The sequence below is a fragment of the Glycomyces sp. TRM65418 genome, from assembly GCF_019710475.1.
GTDB lineage: Bacteria > Actinomycetota > Actinomycetes > Mycobacteriales > Micromonosporaceae > Glycomyces.
Genome location: NZ_JAJFAX010000014.1, coordinates 14529 through 34649 on the forward strand (window position 1 = coordinate 14529; position 20121 = coordinate 34649).

Below are 20121 nucleotides of genomic sequence, written 5' to 3' on the forward strand. Positions count from 1 at the left end.
CTCTTACAGCACCTCCGGTGCGAGGGAGATGATCTTCATGAACTGCTTGTCGCGCAGTTCGCGGGCGACCGGCCCGAAGATACGGGTCCCTCGCGGTTCGCCGTCCTTGACGAGGACGGCGGCGTTCTCGTCGAACTTGATGTACGTGCCGTCAGGACGGCGGGTTTCCTTCACCGTCCGTACGATGACGGCCTTCACGACGTCGCCCTTCTTCACCCCGGCACCCGGGGTGGCGTCCTTGACGGAGGCCACGATCGTGTCGCCGATACCGGCATAGCGTCGGCCCGAGCCGCCCAACACCCGGATGCACAGGATCTCCCGTGCACCGGTGTTGTCGGCGACCTTGAGCCGCGACTCTTGCTGAATCACGTCCCGATCTCCCTACTTGGCCTTCTCAAGGATCTCGACGATGCGCCAACGCTTGGTCTTCGACAGGGGACGGGTCTCCATGATGGAGACGCGGTCGCCGATGCCGGCCTCGTTGTTCTCGTCGTGGGCCTTGTACTTCTTGTTGGACTTGACGACCTTGCCGTACAGCGCGTGCTTCTTGCGGTCTTCGACCTCGACGACAGCGGTCTTGTCCATCTTGTCGCCGACGACGAAGCCCTCGAGCACCTTGCGCCGACCGCGAGTCTGAGTTTCCTCGCTCACTTCTCAACCTCCTCCGGCGCGGCGCTGAGGCCCAGCCGGCGCTCGTTCATGACGGTGTAGATCCGCGCGATCTCCTTGCGGACCAGACCGAGCTCGTGGTTGTTCTCCAGCTGGCCCGTGGCGTTCCGGACCCGCAGGTTGAACAGTGCTTCCTTCTTCTCCACGAGCTTCGCCTGGAGTTCCTTGTCGCTGAGCTCGCGCAGCTCACCGGTGTCGATACCAGTAGCCATCACTACTCACCTGCCCCTTCGCGGTGCACGATGCGGCACTTCATCGGCAGCTTGTGGATCGCGCGCTGCAGCGCCTCGTGGGCCGTGGCCTCGTTCGGGAACGAGAGCTCGAACATCACGCGGCCCGGCTTGACGTTGGCCACCCAGTACTCGGGCGAACCCTTACCGGAACCCTGACGGGTCTCGGCCGGCTTCTTCGTGATCGCACGGTCCGGGAAGATCGTGATCCAGACCTTGCCGCCACGCTTGATGTGGCGGGTCATGGCGATACGAGCCGACTCGATCTGGCGGTTGGTCACGTAGCTGTGCTCCAACGCCTGGATGCCGTACTCGCCGAAGGAGACCTTCGTGCCGCGAGTGGCCTTGCCCTTGCGCTTGGGAGCGTGAGGCTTCCGGTAACCGCGCGGCGGTTTCCGTGGCATGAGCATGTCGCTTAGCCCTCCTGCTTCTCAGTCTCGGGGGCGGGCGCGGCGGCAGCGGACTCGCCCGACGGAGCAGCGGTGCCACGGCCACCACGGCCGCGGCCGCCGCGAGCCGCACCGGCGCCGCCGCGGCCACCACGGCCGCCGCGGTCCGGACCGGAGTCCCGACGACGCTGCACCTGCTCGGCCTGCTCCTTGAGCGTGGCCTCACCCTTGTAGATCCACACCTTCACGCCGATGCGGCCGAAGGTGGTGTGGGCCTCGAACAGGCCGTAGTCGATGTTCGCGCGGAGCGTGTGCAGCGGGACCTGGCCCTCGCGGTACTGCTCCGAGCGGGACATCTCCGCGCCGCCGAGACGGCCGGAGCACTGCACCTTGATGCCCTTCACGGTCGGGTTGCGCATGGCCGACTGAATGGCCTTGCGCATCGCGCGACGGAAGTTCACACGGCTGGACAGCTGCTCCGCGACGCCCTGGGCGACGAGCTGCGCATCGATGTCGGGGTTCTTGACCTCGATGATGTTCAGCTGGACCTGCTTGCCGGTCAGCTTCTCCAGGTTGCCGCGCAGACGGTCGGCCTCGGCGCCCTTGCGGCCGATGACGATGCCCGGGCGGGCGGTGTGGATGTCGACGCGGACCCGCTCGCGGGTGCGCTCGATGTCGACCTTGCTGATGCCGGCGCGCTCGAGACCCTTGGTCATGAGCTTGCGGATCTTCACGTCCTCACCGACGTAGTCCGCGTACTCCTTGTCGGCGTACCAACGCGACGTCCAGTCGGCGCTGATGCCGAGGCGGTACCCGTGCGGGTGAATTTTCTGACCCATTAGGCGGTCTCCTCCTTCTCAGCGTTCTCGGACTTCGTGTTGGCTTCCGCCGGCTTCGGGGCGGCCGCCTTGGGGCGGCGCACCGAGGGGGCGCTGGACTGCTTGGCCTGGACCGACTCGACCACCACGGTGATGTGGCTGGTGCGCTTGTTGATCCGGTAGGCGCGACCGTGGGCGCGCGGGCGGTACCGACGCATGGTCGGGCCCTCGTCGACCTTGATCTCGGACACCAGAAGCGATTCCGGGTCCAGACCGAGGTTGTTCTCGGCGTTCGCCTGAGCCGACGCGATGACCTTGTACACGATCTCGGCCGCGCTGTAAGGCGCGAACTCGAGAGTCGTCAAGGCCTCGTCCACGGGCAGACCACGCACGAGGTCGACGACGCGGCGCGCCTTGCGAGGTGCTACGCGGACGTACCGCGCCACCGCGCGCGCCTTCGGAGCCTCCTGCTCCACTGTTGCCATCGTTATAATCCTTCGTTCGTTCTCAAAGCCCGTGGCCTAGCGGCGACGGCTCTTGCGGTCGTCCTTCTCGTGGCCGCGGAAGGTGCGCGTGGGCGCGAACTCGCCGAGCTTGTGCCCGACCATGTTCTCCGTGACGTAGACAGGGACGTGCTTGCGGCCATCGTGGACCCCGAAGGTCAGCCCGATGAAGTCGGGCGTGATCGTGGAGCGACGCGACCAGGTCTTGATGACGTTCTTGCTCTTGGTCTCGATCGCAGCGTCCACCTTCTTCTGCAGGTGGTCGTCGACGAACGGCCCTTTCTTGAGGCTGCGAGCCATGGACTACTTCCCCCGCTTCCGGTTGACGTTGCGACGACGGACGATGAGCCGGTCGTTCGGGTGGTTCCGCTTCCGGGTGCGGCCCTCGGGCTTGCCCTGCGGGTTGACCGGGTGGCGGCCACCGGAGGTCCGGCCCTCGCCACCACCGTGCGGGTGGTCGACCGGGTTCATGACGACACCGCGGACGGTCGGGCGCCAGCCCTTCCACCGCATGCGGCCGGCCTTGCCCCAGTTGATGTTGCCCTGCTCGGCGTTGCCGACCTCGCCGACGGTGCCGCGGCAGGTGACCTGGACCAGGCGGATCTCACCGGAAGGCATGCGCAGGTGCGCGTACTTGCCTTCACGGGCGAGCAGCTGGATCGAGGCGCCCGCGGAGCGGCCCAGAGCGGCGCCGCCGCCGGGCTTGAGCTCCACCGCGTGGATCGTGGTACCGACCGGGATGTGACGCAGCTCCAGCGAGTTGCCGGGCTTGATGTCGGCCTCCGGGCCGTTCTCGATCACGTCACCCTGCTTGATGCCCTTGGGGGCCAGGATGTAGCGCTTCTCGCCGTCCGCGTAGTGCAGCAGCGCGATGTTCGCGGTGCGGTTCGGGTCGTACTCGATGTGCGCGACCTTCGCCGGCACGCCGTCCTTGTCGTGGCGACGGAAGTCGATCACGCGGTACCGGCGCTTGTGGCCGCCGCCGCGGTGACGGGTCGAGATCTTGCCGGAGTTGTTGCGGCCGCCGGTCTTGCTGATCGGACGCAGCAGCGACTTCTCCGGGGTCGAGCGGGTGATCTCGGCGAAGTCGGAGACGCTCGAACCGCGACGACCCGGGGTCGTCGGCTTGTACTTGCGAATAGCCATGCTTCTAGCTCCTACGAGATCTGTCCGCCGAAGATCTCACCGAGACGACCGGGGTCGCCTTCCACGGTGACGATCGCGTGCTTGACACTCTTGCGCTGGCCCCAACCGGTCCGGGTGCGCTTGCGCTTGCCCGAGCGGTTCAGGGTGTTGACGCTCTTGACGTCCACACCGAAGATCTGCTTGATCGCGATCTTGATGTGGCTCTTGTTGGCGCGCGGGTCGACCTCGAAGGTGTACTTGCCCTCGCCGAGGAGGGTGTAGGTCTTCTCCGAGATGACCGGCTTGATGATGATGTCGCGCGGGTCGGCGACGGTCACTTCGCTCACGCCGCGACCTCCTGCTCAGTCCGGTCAGCGATGAACGCCTCGATGGCGGCCTCGCTGAACACGATGTCCTCGTTGTTGAGCACGTCGTAGGTGTTGACCTGGCCCCAGTCGAGCAGGTGCACCTCGGGGAGGTTGCGCAGGCTCAGCGCCGCGGTCTGCTCGTCGCGGGTCAGGACCACGAGGACCTTGCGGGCCTCGGTGAGCTTGCCCAGCGCGGCTTGCGCGGTCTTCGTCTTGGGCGTGTCGCCTTCGATGAAGGCGTCGATGACGTGCACGTTGTTGCCGCGGGCCCGGTCGGTGAGGGCGCCGGCGAGCGCCGCCGCCTTCATCTTCTTCGGGGTCCGCTCGGCGAACGACCGCGGCTTGGGGCCGTGGACGATGCCGCCGCCGTTGTACTGCGGGGCGCGGATCGAACCCTGGCGGGCGCGGCCGGTGCCCTTCTGCCGGTACGGCTTCTTGCCACCGCCGCGGACTTCGCCGCGGGTCTTGGTGTTGGCCGAGCCCGAGCGGCCGGCGGCCAGCTGTGCCGTGACGACCTGGTGCATGAGCGGGATGTTCGGCTCGACGTCGAAGATCGACGCCGGGAGCTCGATGGTCTTCCCGGTCTCTTCGCCAGAGGCGTTCTTGACGTTGATTGCGAGGCTCATTGGTTAGCCACCTGCTTCACTGCCGTGCGGACGAGCACCAGGCCGTTCTTCGGGCCGGGCACGGCGCCCACGATGAGCAGCAGACCGCGCTCGGCGTCGACCGCCTGGATGCGCAGGTTCTGCGTGGTGTGACGGTTGTGGCCCATCCGGCCGGCCATGCGCATGCCCTTGAACACGCGGCCCGGCGTGGCGCACCCGCCGATGGAGCCGGGGGCGCGGTGGACCTTGTGCGCACCGTGGCTGGCGGGGAGACCGCCGAAGCCGTGGCGCTTCATGACGCCGGCGAAGCCCTTGCCCTTGGTGGTGCCGGTGACGTCGACGAGCTGACCGGGTTCGAAGATGGTGGCTTCGATGGTCTGGCCGAGGTCGTAGTCGGCGGCGTCCGAGGTGCGCAGCTCGACAAGGTGGCGACGCGGGGCGACGCCGGCCTTCTCGAAGTGGCCCTGGATCGGCTTCGTCACGTTCTTGAGTTTGATGTCGCCGAAGCCCAGTTGGACGGCCGAGTAGCCGTCGACGTCGGGCTTGCGAACCTGGGTGACCACGTTCGGGCCGGCCTGCACCACAGTGACCGGAACGGCGCGGCCGTTCTCGTCCCAAACCTGGGTCATGCCGAGCTTGGTGCCCAGGATTCCCTTGATCTGCCTGTCCATTGGTCCCCTACAGCTTGATCTCGATGTCGACACCGGCCGGGAGGTCAAGGCGCATCAACGAGTCGACCGTCTTCGGGGTCGGGTCGAGGATGTCGATGAGGCGCTTGTGCGTGCGCATCTCGAAGTGCTCGCGCGAGTCCTTGTACTTGTGCGGCGACCGGATCACGCAGAAGCGGTTGATCTCGGTCGGCAGCGGCACCGGCCCGGAGATGGCAGCACCGGTACGGGTGACCGTCTCCACGATCTTGCGGGCGGAAGAGTCCACGACCTCGTGGTCGTAGGCCTTCAGCCTAATGCGGATCTTTTGTCCCGCCATGATTCCTAACCTTACGTAAATTGGCTGTTCAGACCGCTCCACGCGGTCGGGCGTGTCGCGAGTTCGAGACTGACTTGGGCATAGCGATGCTCATGGTTGATCTCTTGGCTCGCCCGCCTGCCCGCCATGAAACGGTCCCTCTCAGCACAATCGAGTGCCTACTCGGGCCCGCGGGCCGGGCGTGAGCCCCTGCGCATGCCGTGGAAGGCGCGCCGGAGCGTACGCAACCTGAATATTATGACTGGTCCTGCTCCAGCTCAACAAGCTGGGGTCGGGGAACAGTGGGACAGGTTACGAGTTTGCAGCGTTCACCGCGTCCCGCCGCCGCCTGGGGCGGACTGTCGGTCATAGCCCGACAAGCATGGGACGCAAGTAAACCGGGGCGACTCGCACTGGTCGAGTCGCCCCGGTATGCGGTCTTACTTGATGACCTTGGTGACGCGGCCGGAGCCGACGGTGCGGCCACCCTCGCGAATCGCGAAGAGGAGACCCTCGTCCATCGCGATGGGCTGGATGAGCTCGACCTTCATGTCGGTGTTGTCACCCGGCATGACCATCTCGGTGCCCTCGGGGAGGGTCACGACGCCGGTCACGTCGGTGGTCCGGAAGTAGAACTGCGGACGGTAGTTGTTGAAGAACGGCGTGTGACGCCCGCCCTCGTCCTTGGACAGGATGTAGACCTGCGCCTCGAAGTCGGTGTGGGGGGTCGTGGTGCCGGGCTTGACGGCGACCATGCCGCGCTCGACCTCTTCGCGCTTGGTGCCGCGGAGCAGGAGCCCCACGTTCTCACCGGCGCGCGCGTCGTCGAGGGTCTTGCGGAACATCTCGATCGCGGTGACCTTGGTGCGGATGGCGCCCTCGCGGATGCCGACGATCTCGACTTCCTCGTTGGGGAGCAGCACACCGCGCTCGACGCGACCGGTGATGACGGTACCGCGACCGGTGATGGTGAAGACGTCCTCGATCGGCATGAGGAACGGCTTGTCCATCTCGCGCTCGGGCTCCGGCACGGAGTCGTCGACGGCCTGCATGAGCTCGGCGACGGCGTCGACCCACTTCTGCTCGCCCTCGAGGGCGCCCAGGGCCGAGACCTGAACGACCGGAGCGTCGTCGCCCGGGAAGTTCTGGTCGGACAGCAGCTCGCGGACCTCCATCTCGACGAGCTCGAGGATCTCCTCGTCGTCGACCATGTCGGACTTGTTCAGCGCCACGACGATGTACGGGACACCGACCTGGCGGGCGAGGAGGACGTGCTCGCGGGTCTGCGGCATGGGGCCGTCAGCGGCGGACACGACGAGGATCGCGCCGTCCATCTGGGCCGCACCGGTGATCATGTTCTTGATGTAGTCGGCGTGACCGGGGCAGTCGACGTGCGCGTAGTGGCGCGACTCGGTCTGGTACTCGACGTGGGAGATCGAGATCGTGATACCGCGCTGCTTCTCTTCGGGCGCGTTGTCGATCTCGTCGAACGGCGTGTACGGGTTCAGGTCCGGGTACTTGTCGTGCAGGACCTTGGTGATCGCCGCGGTCAGCGTGGTCTTGCCGTGGTCGACGTGACCGAGCGTGCCGATGTTCACGTGCGGCTTGTTGCGCTCGAACTTTTCCTTAGCCACTTCGTCCTCCTGTGGACTGGGTAAATCTGGTTTGACTTATCTGACCTATTGCATCGCTTCGGGGCAACAGCGCCGCTGCTGGCAACAGGTGGTCAGCGGTGGGCGCCCAGGCTTGGGCGCCCGAGCCGCTTACTCGCCTGTCGCCTTGGCGATGATTTCCTTGGCGACGTTCGCCGGGACTTCGGCGTAGGTGTCGAACTGCATCGAGTAGTTCGCACGCCCGGCCGTCTTCGACCGCAGGTCGCCGACGTAACCGAACATCTCGGACAGCGGCACGACGGCCTTGACCGTGCGGTCGTTGCCGCGCTCGCCCATCTCCTGGACCATGCCGCGACGGGAGTTGATGTCGCCGATGACATCGCCCATGCTCTCTTCAGGGCAGATGACCTCGACCGCCATCATCGGCTCGAGCAGCACCGGACGAGCCCGCTTCGCGGCCTCCTTCAGCGCCATCCGACCCGCGATCTTGAAGGCCATCTCCGAGGAGTCGACCTCGTGGTACTGACCGTCGATCAGTTCCATCTTGACGCCCACCAGCGGGTAGCCCGCCAGGACGCCGTCCTCCAGCGCGCTCTCCGCGCCGGCCTTGACCGACGGGATGTACTCGCGGGGGATGCGGCCACCGGTGATCTTGTCGTCGAAGGCGAAGATCTCGTCCTCGTTCGACTTCATCTCCAGCGGCTCGAGGTTGACGAGCACGCGCGCGAACTGACCGGAACCGCCGGTCTGCTTCTTGTGCAGGTACTCGACCTTCTCGATCCGCTGGGTGACCGTCTCGCGGTAGGCCACCTGCGGCTTGCCGATGTTGGCCTCGACGTTGAACTCCCGCTTCATGCGGTCGACCAGGATGTCGAGGTGCAGCTCGCCCATGCCGGAGATGATCGTCTGGCCGGAGTCCTCGTCGGTCTTGACCCGGAAGGTCGGGTCCTCTTCGGCGAGGCGCTGGATGGCGGTGGCCAGCTTGTCCTGGTCGGCCTTCGACTTGGGCTCGATGGCCACGTCGATGACCGGCTCGGGGAAGATCATCGACTCGAGGATCACCTGGTCGTTCGAGTCGCACAGCGTGTCACCGGTGGTGGTGGACTTGAGGCCCTGCACCGCGATGATGTCGCCCGCCTGCGCTTCGGCGCGCTCTTCGCGCTTGTTCGCGTGCATCTGGTAGATCTTGCCGATGCGCTCCTTGCGGCCCTTGGTCGAGTTGATGACCTGGGTGCCGGACGCCACCGTGCCGGAGTAGATCCGGACGTAGGTGAGGCGGCCGAGGTGCTTGTCGGTCTGGATCTTGAACGCGAGGCCCGCGAAGGGCTCCTCGACGTCCGCGTGACGCTGCGCGGGGGTCTCGTTGTCGGTGAGGGTGCCCTCGATCGCCGGCACGTCGAGCGGGCTCGGCAGGTAGTCCACGACCGCGTCGAGCAGGGGCTGGACGCCCTTGTTCTTGAACGCGGTGCCGCAGAGGACCGGGTTGATCTGGTTGGCGATCGTGGCCTTGCGGATCGCGGCCTTGACCTCGGCGGTCGTGATCTCCTCGCCGGAGAGGAACTTCTCGGCGAACTCGTCCTCGACGTCCGCGAGGGTCTCCAGGAGCTTCTCGCGGTACTCCTCGGCCTGGTCGGCCAGGTCCGCGGGGATCTCCTCGACCGTGTACTCCTCGCCCAGGCCGGTCTCGCCGCGCCACACCTTGGCGTGCATCTCGACCAGGTCGACGACGCCGATGAAGTCGGCCTCGTTCCCGATCGGCAGCTGGATCACCGCGGTGTTCGAGTTGAGGCGGTCCTGCATCATCTCGACGCAGCGGAAGAAGTTCGCGCCGGTGCGGTCGAGCTTGTTGACGAAGCACATCCGCGGGACGTCGTACTTGTTCGCCTGGCGCCAGACGTTCTCGGTCTGCGGCTCCACACCGGCCACACCGTCGTAGACGGCGATCGCGGAGTCGAGGACGCGCAGCGAACGCTCGACCTCGACGGTGAAGTCGACGTGGCCGGGCGTGTCGATGATCTGGATGATGTGGTCGTCCCACTGGCACTTGGTCGCAGCGGAGGTGATGGTGATACCACGCTCCTGCTCCTGCTCCATCCAGTCCATCGTGGCGGCGCCGTCGTGGACCTCACCGATCTTGTGCGACACGCCCGTGTAGTACAGGATGCGCTCGGTGGTGGTGGTCTTGCCGGCGTCGATGTGGGCCATGATGCCGATGTTGCGCAGCTTGGCGAGCTCCGCGTTAGCTTTGTTAGCCACGATCTCTCAGTCTCTCTGCGACTACCAGCGGTAGTGCGCGAATGCCTTGTTGGAATCGGCCATCTTGTGCGTGTCCTCGCGCTTCTTGACCGCGGCGCCGAGGCCGTTCGAGGCGTCGAGGATCTCGTTCGTCAGGCGCTCGACCATGCTCTTCTCGCGGCGGTCGCGGGCGTAGCCCACGAGCCAGCGGAGGCCCAGGGTGGTGGCGCGCTGCGGACGGACGTCGACCGGCACCTGGTAGGTCGCGCCGCCGACGCGGCGGGAGCGGACCTCGAGGGTCGGCTTGACGTTGTCGAGCGCGCGCTTGAGGATGACCACGGGGTCCGAGTCGGCCTTCTTGCGGCAGTTCTCGAGGGCTTCGTAGACGATGCGCTCGGCGAGGCGGCGCTTGCCGTCCTTGAGGACCTTGTTGATGAGCTGGGTGACGAGCACCGAGTTGTACACCGGGTCGGCGGTAAGCGGCCGGCGCGGCGCGGGACCTTTACGCGGCATGGCTTACTTCTCCTTCTTCGCGCCGTAGCGGCTGCGGGCCTGCTTGCGGTCGCGGACGCCCTGGGTGTCGAGCGCGCCGCGGATGATCTTGTAGCGGACACCGGGCAGGTCGCGGACGCGACCGCCGCGCACGAGCACGATGGAGTGCTCCTGCAGGTTGTGACCCACACCGGGGATGTAGGCGGTGACCTCGGTGCCGTTCATGAGGCGCACACGGGCGACCTTGCGCATGGCCGAGTTCGGCTTCTTGGGCGTCGTGGTGTACACACGGGTGCACACACCGCGGGCCTGCGGGCTGCCCTTCAGCGCGGGCGTCTTGTTCTTGCTGGTCTTGGCCTTGCGGCCTTTCCGGACCAGCTGCTGGATGGTTGGCACTAAGCCGACCCCTCTCAACATCTCTCGACTGGTTGCGTATTCCTGACTACGGCGTCATCTGTCCCTCGGACCGCGAATCGAGTCTGGTGAAGACCCGGTTCAAGGTGTGGGATCCCGTCCCCCGCGTTCGGGCGTGTCGCGCCTCTCCGGACCCATACCGGCCTTCCGGCAGACCGGAGTCCACCGTCGAGCAGGTTCAGACGCGTTCGTGAACGGATCCGTCAGGACCGGCTAATGAGCCGTGTTCACGAAGCCCCCAGTGCGAGGGATGCGTGCCGATGACGCCAGCCGATGAAACCTGAGTCCCACCGCCTTGCAGGCACGCAACCTGGCCTGGCTCTCACGGGGACCGAGCTGCCGGAGTTGACAGGGCCACCATGCCGCTCAAAGCGGTGTCCAGGCGCAAGGGAGAAGCCTACCTAGCCTAACGAACGAGGTCCAACTCGATATCGCTCCGCGAAGCGTCCGTGTTCAGTGTCACGGACAGCGGCGCGATGCCGATCCGCGATCCGCAAGCGCTCTCGATGAGGCTGGCGAGTCGCAACTGGCGACCCCGGGGTCGGGGCGTCGGCCTGTTCGTTCGGTGCGGTAGACACACCGTGGCCTATATTAGCTCGCGATGCGGGACGGGCCCGCGCGGGATGCCCCCTAGAGGCGCTGTTCACCAGCAGTTCCCTGAGTCGTCGACAGCGAAACCGCGACGTCCCCCTCATAGGAGGCGTCGCCGGCGGTGCGGGCGAGCGCGATGACACCGACGAGCAGGAGCGCGACCACGATCGCGGCGGCGATCCCGAGGGCGGCCCAGGAGAGCCGGCGGATCGAGGGCAACCGGGAGCCGCCGAGCAGGAACCCCTCGGATCGGCGGATGTCGGCCTCGGCCTGCCGGGCCAGGAGCAGCGCGATGCAGGCGGGGATCGCTCCGCCGACGAAGGGCGACAAGGCGATCCCGATGGCGGCGAGCAGCCGGGCGGCGACGATCTTCGTCGACTCGACCGGCTCCGGATCATCCGGATGCCGTACCCCGCTGAACCCCGAACGCACCTCGACCACGCGACCATCCTATGGGGCCGCCTCGCGCCGCCGGGCGGGGGAACATCGCCGCGAGGGACCGGCCGCCGGAGTTCCCGGGGACCCCGTGGACGGCGGCGGGGGCGCCGTGTTCGGGTGCGCCCTCGCCGGGGCCGTGGAGGGGGTATGGAAAGCCGGTGGGCCGGCGGCGCTGTCGCGCCGCCGGCCCACCGGTTTCTTCGTGCCGTCGGGAATCGGCAGAGGGTTGCTTCTAGAAGGAACCCAGGTCGTAGGAGTCCTCGAGGCTGACCGCGGGGCCGCCGCCGTAGGCGAAGGCGTTCGCGGTGGTGTCCTCGTACCCGCCCAGGGAGTAGACCGCGGCCTTGGCCTCCTCGGTCGGCTCCACGGACACGTTCCGGTACTTCGCGATGCCGGTACCGGCCGGGATCAGCTTGCCGAGGATCACGTTCTCCTTCAGACCGACGAGGCTGTCGGACTTGCCGGAGATCGCCGCCTCCGTGAGCACCCGGGTGGTCTCCTGGAACGAAGCCGCGGACAGCCACGACTCGGTCGCCAGCGAGGCCTTCGTGATGCCCATCAGCTGCGGGCGGCCGGAGGCCGGCTCGCCGCCGTCGGCCATGATCTTGCGGTTCTGCTCCTCGAACTCCAGGCGGTCGACCAGGGAGCCCGGCAGGAACTCCGAGGTGCCCGAGTCGATGATCGTGATCCGCTTGAGCATCTGGCGCACGATGATCTCGATGTGCTTGTCGTGGATCATCACGCCCTGCGAGCGGTACACGTCCTGGACCTGCTCCACCAGGTGGCGCTGGACCTTCCGCGGACCGAGCACGCGCAGCAGCTCGTGCGGGTCGATGGTGCCCTCGACGAGCTTCTCGCCGACCTCGACGCGCTCGCCGTCGCCCACGCGCAGGCGCAGGCGGCGGGGCACCTTGTCGACCACGATCTCCTCGGACCCGTCGTCCGGGGTGATGATGATCTTCCGGCTCTTCTCGGCGTCCTCGATGCGCACGGTGCCGCTCGCCTCGGCGATCGGCGCCTTCCCCTTCGGGATGCGCGCCTCGAAGACCTCCTGGACACGCGGCAGACCCTGCGTGATGTCGTCCCCGGCCACACCACCGGTGTGGAAGGTCCGCATCGTCAGCTGGGTGCCGGGCTCACCGATCGACTGGGCCGCGATGATGCCGACGGCCTCGCCGAGGTCCACCTTCTCGCCCGTGGGCATCGAACGGCCGTAGCAGGCCGCGCAGACGCCCTGGCGGGACTCGCAGGTGAGGACCGAGCGGACCTTCACGTTGGTGACGCCCGCGGCGACGAGCTCGGCGATGTGATCCGAGTTCAGCGCCGTGTTGCGCTCCAGGATGACCTTGCCGTCGACTTCCACGTCCTCGGCGAGGTTCCGCGCGTCGATCGAGGTCTCGACCAGCTCGGACTCGATGAAGCGGCCGTCGACCTCGACGGCGACCGGGAAGTCCAGCGCGCGGTCGGTGCCGCAGTCGTCCTCGCGGATGATGACGTCCTGCGACACGTCCACCAGACGACGGGTCAGGTAACCCGAGTCGGCGGTCCGCAGCGCGGTGTCCGCGAGGCCCTTGCGGGAACCGTGGGTCGAGATGAAGTACTCCAGCACCGTCAGGCCCTCGCGCAGCGAGGACTTGATCGGACGCGGGATGATCTCGCCCTTCGGGTTCGCCACCAGGCCGCGCATGCCGGCGATCTGGCGCAGCTGCAGCATGTTGCCTCGCGCGCCCGAGTTGATCATCTGCCACAGCGGGTTCTCCGGCTGCAGCGTCTCGTTCAGGTCGTCCAGCACCTCGGCCGTGGCCTTGGTCCAGATCTCCGTCAGCTCGCCGCGGCGCTCCTCCGCGGTCATGAGACCGCGGACGTACTGCTTGTCGATCTTGGCGGAGTCCGCTTCGTACTTCTCCAGGATCTCGGCCTTGTGCGCCGGCTCCACGACGTCCTCGATGCCGATGGTCACGCCCGACCAGCCGGCCCACTTGAAGCCCGCGGACTTCAGCGCGTCCAGGCAGGCGCCCAGCTGCACCTTCGAGTAGTGCTCGGACAGGTCGTGGATGATGTTCGACAGCTGACCCTTGCGGACCTCGTAGTTGACGTACTCGAAGTCCGGCGGCAGGCACTCGTTGAAGAACACCCGGCCCAGCGTGGTCTCGACCAGCAGCGGCTCGCCCGGGGACCAGCCCTCGGGCGCGGTCCAGGGCTCGCCCGGTCCGTTGTTGATCGACGGCACGCCGTCGAGTCGGATCCGGATCGGCGCCTGGAGGTCCAGCTCGCCGCGGTCCTTCGCCATCTGCGCCTCGCCGACGTCCGAGAACGCCCGGCCCTCGCCGACGCGGCCTTCGGAGAGGTGCGTCAGGTAGTACAGGCCGATGATCTGGTCCTGCGTGGGCAGGGCCACCGGCTTGCCGTCCGAGGGCTTGAGGATGTTGTTCGACGCCAGCATCAGGATGCGGGCCTCGGCCTGGGCCTCGGCGCTCAGCGGCACGTGCACGGCCATCTGGTCGCCGTCGAAGTCGGCGTTGAAGGCGGTGCACACCAGCGGGTGGAGCTGGATGGCCTTGCCCTCGACCAGCTGCGGCTCGAACGCCTGGATGCCGAGGCGGTGCAGCGTGGGCGCGCGGTTGAGCAGGACGGGGTGCTCGGAGATGACCTCTTCGAGCACGTCCCACACGACCGGGCGCGCGCGCTCGACCATGCGCTTGGCCGACTTGATGTTCTGCGCGTGGTTCAGGTCGACCAGGCGCTTCATCACGAACGGCTTGAACAGCTCCAGCGCCATCTGCTTGGGCAGACCGCACTGGTGCAGCTTCAGGCGCGGGCCGACCACGATGACCGAGCGGCCCGAGTAGTCGACGCGCTTGCCGAGCAGGTTCTGGCGGAACCGGCCCTGCTTGCCCTTGAGCATGTCGGACAGCGACTTGAGCGGACGGTTGCCGGGGCCCGTGACCGGGCGGCCGCGGCGGCCGTTGTCGAACAGCGCGTCCACCGACTCCTGCAGCATCCGCTTCTCGTTCGCCACGATGATCTCGGGGGCCCCGAGGTCCATCAGGCGCTTCAGGCGGTTGTTGCGGTTGATGACCCGGCGGTACAGGTCGTTGAGGTCCGAGGTCGCGAACCGGCCGCCGTCGAGCTGCACCATCGGGCGAAGCTCCGGCGGGATCACCGGCACGCAGTCGAGGACCATGCCCAGCGGCGAGTTGCCCGTGGCCTGGAACGCGGCCACGACCTTCAGGCGCTTGAGCGCACGGAGCTTCTTCTGGCCCTTGCCGGTCGCGATGGTCTCGCGCAGGCTGATCGCCTCGGCGTCCAGGTCCAGGTTCTCCAGCAGGTTCTTGATGGACTCCGCGCCCATGCCGCCGGTGTAGTACTCGCCGAAGCGCTGCTGCAGCTCGCGGTAGAGCATCTCGTCGCCGATGAGCTGACGGACCTCGAGCTTGCGGAAGGTGTCCATGACCTCGTCGAGGCGGTCGATCTCCCGCTGCGCCTTGTCGCGGATCTGGCGCATCTCGCGCTCACCGCCGTCCTTGACCTTGCGGCGGACGTCGGCGCGGGCGCCTTCGGCCTCCAGCTCGGCCAGGTCGGCCTCGAGCTTCGAGGCGCGCTCCTCGATCGCGGCGTCGCGCTGCTGCTCCAGGTGCCGCTTCTCGGCGACGATCTCGTTCTCCAGGGTCGGGATGTCCCGCTGGCGGGCCTCCTCGTCGACCCCGGTGATGACGTACGCCGCGAAGTAGATGACCTTCTCCAGGTCCTTCGGCGCCAGGTCCAGCAGGTAGCCCAGTCGGGACGGGACGCCCTTGAAGTACCAGATGTGCGTCACCGGAGCGGCGAGCTCGATGTGGCCCATCCGCTCGCGGCGGACCTTCGAGCGGGTCACCTCGACGCCGCAGCGCTCACAGATGATGCCCTTGAACCGGATGCGCTTGTACTTGCCGCAGTAGCACTCCCAGTCCCGGGTCGGGCCGAAGATCTTCTCGCAGAAGAGGCCGTCCTTCTCGGGCTTGAGGGTGCGGTAGTTGATGGTCTCGGGCTTCTTCACCTCGCCGTGAGACCACTGCCGGATGTCCTCGGCGGTGGCGAGGCCGATCTTCAACTTGTCGAAGAAGTTGACGTCGAGCACTGAACTCTTCCCCTTGATGGTTCTTAAGGATTGGATGAGACGTTGGGGAGGGCGGCGGCGATGTCGACGCCGCCCTCACTCGACGTCAGGCGCTCTCGAAGTCCACGCTCGAGGGCTCTTCGTGGGACAGGTCGATGCCCAGCTCCTCGGCCGCGCGGAAGACCTCGTCGTCGCTCTCGGTCATCTGGATGGCCTGCCCGTCGGCGGACAGGACCTCCACGTTGAGGCAGAGCGACTGGAGTTCCTTGAGCAGCACCTTGAACGATTCCGGGATGCCCGGCTCGGGGACGTTCTCGCCCTTGACGATGGCCTCGTAGACCTTCACGCGGCCCACCACGTCGTCGGACTTGATCGTCAGCAGCTCCTGCAGCGCGTAGGCCGCGCCGTAGGCCTGCATGGCCCAGCACTCCATCTCACCGAAGCGCTGGCCGCCGAACTGGGCCTTGCCGCCGAGCGGCTGCTGGGTGATCATCGAGTACGGACCGGTCGAACGCGCGTGGATCTTGTCGTCGACCATGTGGTTGAGCTTCAGGATGTACATGTAGCCGACCGAGATCGGGTCCGGGAACGGCTCGCCGGTGCGCCCGTCGAACAGCTGCGCCTTGCCCGTCGGGGCGACCATGCGCTGGCCGTCGCGGTTGGGGAGCGTGTTCGCCAGGACGCCCTGGACCTCGTCCGGGTGGGCGCCGTCGAACACCGGCGTCCCGACCTTCGAGTCGGCCGGGGCCTCGTCGGCGCCGATGGCCTTGAGCGCCTGCGCCCACGCCTCCTCGAAGCCTTCGAGCTTCCAGCCGGTCTTGGCCGCCCAGCCCAAGTGGACCTCCAGCACCTGGCCGATGTTCATTCGGCCCGGTACGCCCAGCGGGTTGAGCAGGATGTCGACCGGGGTCCCGTCGGGCAGGAACGGCATGTCCTCCTGCGGCACGACCTTCGAGATGACGCCCTTGTTGCCGTGGCGGCCCGCGAGCTTGTCGCCCACGCCGATCTTGCGCTTCTGCGCGATGTAGACGCGGACCATCTCGTTGACGCCGGGGCTCAGCTCGTCGCCGTCCTCACGCGAGAACGTGCGGACGCCGATGACCGTGCCGGCCTCGCCGTGCGGGACCTTCAGGGACGTGTCGCGGACCTCGCGGGCCTTCTCGCCGAAGATCGCGCGCAGCAGCCGCTCCTCCGGGGTCAGCTCGGTCTCGCCCTTCGGCGTGACCTTGCCGACGAGGATGTCGCCGTCCTCGACCTCGGCGCCGATGCGGATGATGCCGCGGTCGTCCAGGTCGGAGAGCATCTCCTCGCCGACGTTCGGGATGTCGCGGGTGATCTCCTCCGGGCCCAGCTTGGTGTCGCGGGCGTCGACCTCGTGCTCGTCGATGTGGATCGAGGTGAGCACGTCCTCTTCGACCAGGCGCGAGGACAGCACGATGGCGTCCTCGAAGTTCTGGCCTTCCCAGGTGGTGAACGCGACCAGCAGGTTCTTGCCCAGGGCCATCTCGCCCTTGTCCGTGGACGGGCCGTCGGCGATCGGCTGGCCGGCCTCGACGCGCTCGCCCTCGGTCACGAGCGGCACCTGGTTGATGCACGAGCCCGCGTTGGAGCGGCGGAACTTGTGCAGCAGGTAGGTGCGGCGCATGCCGTTGTCCTGCGCGACCGTGATGTAGTCGGCGCTGGAGTCCTCGACGACGCCGTCGGCCTCGGCGACGACCACGTCACCGGCGTCGACCGCGGCGCGGTACTCCATGCCGGTGCCCACGAGGGGCGAGTCGGTCTTGATGAGCGGCACGGCCTGGCGCTGCATGTTCGCGCCCATGAGGGCGCGGTTGGCGTCGTCGTGCTCCAGGAACGGCACCAGCGCGGTCGCAACCGAGGTCATCTGGCGCGGCGAGACGTCCATGAAGTCGATCTCGTCGGCCGTCAGCAGCTCCGCCTCGCCGCCCCGCCCGCGGGCGAGGACCTGCGCGTCGGTGAACGAGCCGTCCTTGTTCAGCAGCTGGTTCGCCTGGGCGATGGTGAAGCGGTCCTCTTCGTCGGCCGTCAGGTACTGGATCTCGTCGGTGACGATGCCGTCGACGACCTTCCGGTACGGCGTCTCGATGAAGCCGAACGGGTTGACGCGCGCGAAGGTCGACATCGCGCCGATGAGGCCGATGTTCGGACCTTCGGGCGTCTCGATCGGGCACATGCGGCCGTAGTGCGACGGGTGCACGTCGCGCACGTCCATGGCGGCGCGGTCGCGGGACAGACCACCGGGGCCGAGCGCCGAGAGGCGACGGCGGTGGGTCAGACCCGTGATCGGGTTCACCTGGTCCATGAACTGCGACAGCTGCGAGGTGCCGAAGAACTCCTTGATCGCGGCCACCACGGGGCGGATGTTGATCAGGGTCTGCGGCGTGATCGCCTCGACGTCCTGGGTCGTCATGCGCTCGCGCACGACGCGCTCCATGCGGGAGAGGCCCACCCGGATCTGGTTCTGGATGAGCTCGCCGACGGTGCGCAGGCGGCGGTTGCCGAAGTGGTCGATGTCGTCGGGGCCGTAGCCGGGCTCCGCCGCGTGCAGGCGCAGCATGAACTCGATGGTCGCGGCCAGGTCGTCCTCGGTGAGGACGCCGGTCGAGATCGGCGTGTCCAGGCCGAACTTCTTGTTGACCTTGTAGCGGCCGACCTTGGCGAGGTCGTAGCGCTTCTTGTTGAAGAAGAGGTTCTCCAGCAGCGACTGCGCGTTGTCCTTCGTCGGCGGCTCGCCGGGACGGAGCTTGCGGTAGATGTCGAGCAGCGCCTCGTCCTGCGAGTTGATGGTGTCCTTTTCCAAGGTCGTCATCATGAGCTCGGACCAGCCGAAGCGCTCGCGGATGCGGTCGTTGTCCCAGCCGATGGCCTTGAGCAGCACGGTCACGGCCTGGCGGCGCTTGCGGTCGACGCGCACGCCGACGGTCTCGCGCTTGTCGATGTCGAACTCGAGCCAGGCGCCGCGGCCCGGGATGACCTTGGCGCTGGTGAGGTCCCGGTCGGAGGTCTTGTCGGGCTGCTTGTCGAAGTAGACGCCCGGCGAGCGCACGAGCTGCGACACGACCACGCGCTCGGTGCCGTTGATGATGAAGGTGCCCTTCGGGGTCATCATGGGGAAGTCGCCCATGAAGACCGTCTGGCTCTTGATCTCACCGGTGGTGTTGTTGATGAACTCCGCGGTGACGAACAGCGGGGCGCAGTAGGTGAGGTCCTTCTCGCGGCACTCCTCGATGGGGGCCTTGACCTCGTCGAACCGCGGGTTCGAGAAGGACAGGCTCATGGTGCCCGAGAAGTCTTCGATCGGGCTGATCTCATCGAGGATCTCGTCGAGGCCGCTCACGGCGTCCTCGCCCACACGGGCGCGGTAGGCCTCGTTGCCGACGAGCCAGTCGAACGAGTCGGTCTGGAGCGCCAGAAGGTTCGGGACTTCGAGTTTCTCTTCGATCCTGCCGAACGAGATACGGCGAGGTGCGTGCTTGCTCTTGCTGGAGCTGGTCTTGCCAGTGCGGGAAGCTGCCAAGATTCGTCCTTCCGAGGACCTGATTGTTACGACGGCCGGCGCATGCCACAGTCACCGCACCGATGCGGGATAGACGAGGACAGCCGGAGACGGGCATCGAATCGCACGGTAACGTGCGGAGCACTAGAACTCTAGTGTCGGTCGACAGCCTGGATTCCCCACCGTCCACGACCCTCACCGCGTCAAGAAGGCGTGAAGGAGGCAGCGCAAATTATTACCTTAGCGTAAGCTCCGGCAGACTGTCAACTGCCCCGCCGCGCGGTGGGGTGGTCGGTGACGACAATCTCTCCCGCTGCCGAAGTCCCTCCAGTACACGCTTCAACAAGTCCGGCTCGCATGTTCGCCGGTACCGTCCTGCCTCCGGGCCGCCCGCAGCGGCCCGATGCCCGCCCGCTCGTTCCAGGGCCGGTCGGGACCGGCCGTGTGACGGCGGACGTTGCACGCGCCACGCAGTGGCGCTTGAGGAACTAGTTTGCAGGATCAAGTCACAGTTCGTCAAGTCAAGCGTCTAATTCGCCCCGGTGCGCCGCTGCGGCCCCGGCGCCTGGAGCGGGGAGTCCGAAGGGCGCGAAGGACAGTCCAGAGGCGGGCGAAGCCCAGGACAGCGGGCCTGCGGGCCGATTCGGGAGGCGGCGTGCGGCAGGGGGAACCGGGCTGCGGGAAGCGCCGAGCGAGCGTGGACGCCCGGGCGTGTCGCGGCCGGCCCGCCGTGGTGCGCTCCGGCGCGCCGCGGGCGCGTCGAGGGAGCGTTCAGTGCGGGCGCGGGACGCCTTTGCGTCGCCTGCCGCCGGTCCCGGCCCGCTGTCGCCGGCCGGCTCCGGCCGCATTGCGGCGTCCCGCCCTCGCACCTTCGGCGGCCGGCCATGGAACCGGGTCGCCTCGCCTGTACAACGAGCCCGCGGCGGAAAGGTGACGCGGATTCGGCTGCGGGGTCCGGACGCAGGGCGGCCCGGGCCGCGCCCCATCTGCGCGGCCCGGGCCTTTTCTTCCCCGATAGAGAAGTGGCTTGCCGGGCGCCCGTCCCGCGGGCG

At 67.4% G+C, this 20121-nt stretch carries 19 protein-coding genes; all 19 read right to left on the minus strand.

Features of this window, described 5'->3' with window-relative positions:
* Positions 1 to 3: 3 nt before the first annotated feature.
* The 19 genes from rplN to K3N28_RS21685 all read right to left on the minus strand — a co-directional run bounded on the left by rplN (position 4) and on the right by K3N28_RS21685 (position 19090).
* On the minus strand, positions 4 to 369 hold the full coding sequence (gene rplN, locus K3N28_RS21595) for a 50S ribosomal protein L14 (RefSeq protein WP_091039823.1): 366 nt from the start codon (positions 367 to 369) through the stop codon (positions 4 to 6).
* Positions 370 to 381: 12 nt separating this feature from the next.
* The gene (gene rpsQ, locus K3N28_RS21600; protein ID WP_228094834.1) at positions 382 to 651 is read right to left on the minus strand and encodes a 30S ribosomal protein S17; all 270 of its coding nucleotides are present in this window, start codon (positions 649 to 651) and stop codon (positions 382 to 384) included.
* Positions 648 to 881 carry a 50S ribosomal protein L29 gene (gene rpmC / locus K3N28_RS21605; RefSeq protein WP_228094835.1) on the minus strand — a complete coding sequence of 78 codons (234 nt, stop codon included), beginning with the start codon at positions 879 to 881 and terminating at the stop codon, positions 648 to 650. The genes rpsQ and rpmC overlap by 4 nt, the downstream gene beginning before the upstream one ends.
* A gap of 2 nt (positions 882 to 883) precedes the next feature.
* The gene (gene rplP, locus K3N28_RS21610; RefSeq protein WP_228094836.1) at positions 884 to 1309 is read right to left on the minus strand and encodes a 50S ribosomal protein L16; all 426 of its coding nucleotides are present in this window, start codon (positions 1307 to 1309) and stop codon (positions 884 to 886) included.
* 5 nt (positions 1310 to 1314) lie between these two features.
* Positions 1315 to 2127, minus strand: a complete 813-nt coding sequence (rpsC, locus tag K3N28_RS21615) for a 30S ribosomal protein S3 (protein WP_228094837.1) — start codon at positions 2125 to 2127, stop codon at positions 1315 to 1317.
* Positions 2127 to 2591, minus strand: a complete 465-nt coding sequence (gene rplV / locus K3N28_RS21620; protein WP_374209851.1) for a 50S ribosomal protein L22 — start codon at positions 2589 to 2591, stop codon at positions 2127 to 2129. The genes rpsC and rplV overlap by 1 nt, the downstream gene beginning before the upstream one ends.
* A gap of 36 nt (positions 2592 to 2627) precedes the next feature.
* A complete protein-coding gene (gene rpsS / locus K3N28_RS21625) occupies positions 2628 to 2909 on the minus strand; it encodes a 30S ribosomal protein S19 (protein WP_205326519.1) in 282 nt (93 codons plus the stop codon).
* Between the two features lie 3 nt (positions 2910 to 2912).
* Entirely contained in the window at positions 2913 to 3755 is an 843-nt protein-coding gene (rplB, locus tag K3N28_RS21630; RefSeq protein WP_228094838.1) for a 50S ribosomal protein L2, read from the minus strand.
* 11 nt (positions 3756 to 3766) lie between these two features.
* Complete coding sequence (gene rplW / locus K3N28_RS21635; protein WP_304608751.1) at positions 3767 to 4081, minus strand: 50S ribosomal protein L23; 315 nt, start codon at positions 4079 to 4081, stop codon at positions 3767 to 3769.
* Positions 4078 to 4728 carry a 50S ribosomal protein L4 gene (rplD, locus tag K3N28_RS21640; protein ID WP_228094839.1) on the minus strand — a complete coding sequence of 217 codons (651 nt, stop codon included), beginning with the start codon at positions 4726 to 4728 and terminating at the stop codon, positions 4078 to 4080. Before rplD ends, rplW begins: the two co-directional genes overlap by 4 nt.
* Positions 4725 to 5378, minus strand: coding sequence for a 50S ribosomal protein L3 (gene rplC, locus K3N28_RS21645; RefSeq protein WP_228094840.1), 654 nt, complete (start codon positions 5376 to 5378; stop codon positions 4725 to 4727). The genes rplD and rplC overlap by 4 nt, the downstream gene beginning before the upstream one ends.
* A gap of 7 nt (positions 5379 to 5385) precedes the next feature.
* A complete protein-coding gene (rpsJ, locus tag K3N28_RS21650; RefSeq protein ID WP_026922761.1) occupies positions 5386 to 5694 on the minus strand; it encodes a 30S ribosomal protein S10 in 309 nt (102 codons plus the stop codon).
* A 419-nt stretch (positions 5695 to 6113) separates the two neighbouring features.
* On the minus strand, positions 6114 to 7307 hold the full coding sequence (tuf, locus tag K3N28_RS21655; protein WP_228094841.1) for an elongation factor Tu: 1194 nt from the start codon (positions 7305 to 7307) through the stop codon (positions 6114 to 6116).
* Positions 7308 to 7436: 129 nt separating this feature from the next.
* Positions 7437 to 9542, minus strand: coding sequence for an elongation factor G (gene fusA, locus K3N28_RS21660; RefSeq protein ID WP_228094842.1), 2106 nt, complete (start codon positions 9540 to 9542; stop codon positions 7437 to 7439).
* Positions 9543 to 9563: 21 nt separating this feature from the next.
* A complete protein-coding gene (gene rpsG / locus K3N28_RS21665; protein ID WP_205326525.1) occupies positions 9564 to 10034 on the minus strand; it encodes a 30S ribosomal protein S7 in 471 nt (156 codons plus the stop codon).
* Between the two features lie 3 nt (positions 10035 to 10037).
* Positions 10038 to 10409 carry a 30S ribosomal protein S12 gene (gene rpsL / locus K3N28_RS21670; protein WP_091039811.1) on the minus strand — a complete coding sequence of 124 codons (372 nt, stop codon included), beginning with the start codon at positions 10407 to 10409 and terminating at the stop codon, positions 10038 to 10040.
* Positions 10410 to 11057: 648 nt separating this feature from the next.
* Positions 11058 to 11459, minus strand: coding sequence for a hypothetical protein (locus K3N28_RS21675; protein ID WP_228094843.1), 402 nt, complete (start codon positions 11457 to 11459; stop codon positions 11058 to 11060).
* Positions 11460 to 11688: 229 nt separating this feature from the next.
* Positions 11689 to 15573, minus strand: a complete 3885-nt coding sequence (locus tag K3N28_RS21680; RefSeq protein ID WP_228094844.1) for a DNA-directed RNA polymerase subunit beta' — start codon at positions 15571 to 15573, stop codon at positions 11689 to 11691.
* 85 nt (positions 15574 to 15658) lie between these two features.
* Positions 15659 to 19090: a DNA-directed RNA polymerase subunit beta gene (locus K3N28_RS21685; RefSeq protein WP_228094845.1), complete on the minus strand. Its 3432-nt coding sequence runs from the start codon at positions 19088 to 19090 to the stop codon at positions 15659 to 15661.
* Positions 19091 to 20121: the final 1031 nt, after the last annotated feature.

Bases quoted from the DNA above. Each gene is read 5' to 3' on its own strand.
- rpmC (WP_228094835.1), bottom strand. From the start codon at position 881: ATGGCTACTGGTATCGACACCGGTGAGCTGCGCGAGCTCAGCGACAAG.
- rplP (WP_228094836.1), bottom strand. From the start codon at position 1,309: ATGCTCATGCCACGGAAACCGCCGCGCGGTTACCGGAAGCCTCACGCT.
- rpsC (WP_228094837.1), bottom strand. From the start codon at position 2,127: ATGGGTCAGAAAATTCACCCGCACGGGTACCGCCTCGGCATCAGCGCC.
- rplV (WP_374209851.1), bottom strand. From the start codon at position 2,591: ATGGCAACAGTGGAGCAGGAGGCTCCGAAGGCGCGCGCGGTGGCGCGG.
- rpsS (WP_205326519.1), bottom strand. From the start codon at position 2,909: ATGGCTCGCAGCCTCAAGAAAGGGCCGTTCGTCGACGACCACCTGCAG.
- rplB (WP_228094838.1), bottom strand. From the start codon at position 3,755: ATGGCTATTCGCAAGTACAAGCCGACGACCCCGGGTCGTCGCGGTTCG.
- rplD (WP_228094839.1), bottom strand. From the start codon at position 4,728: ATGAGCCTCGCAATCAACGTCAAGAACGCCTCTGGCGAAGAGACCGGG.
- rplC (WP_228094840.1), bottom strand. From the start codon at position 5,378: ATGGACAGGCAGATCAAGGGAATCCTGGGCACCAAGCTCGGCATGACC.
- rpsJ (WP_026922761.1), bottom strand. From the start codon at position 5,694: ATGGCGGGACAAAAGATCCGCATTAGGCTGAAGGCCTACGACCACGAG.
- rpsG (WP_205326525.1), bottom strand. From the start codon at position 10,034: ATGCCGCGTAAAGGTCCCGCGCCGCGCCGGCCGCTTACCGCCGACCCG.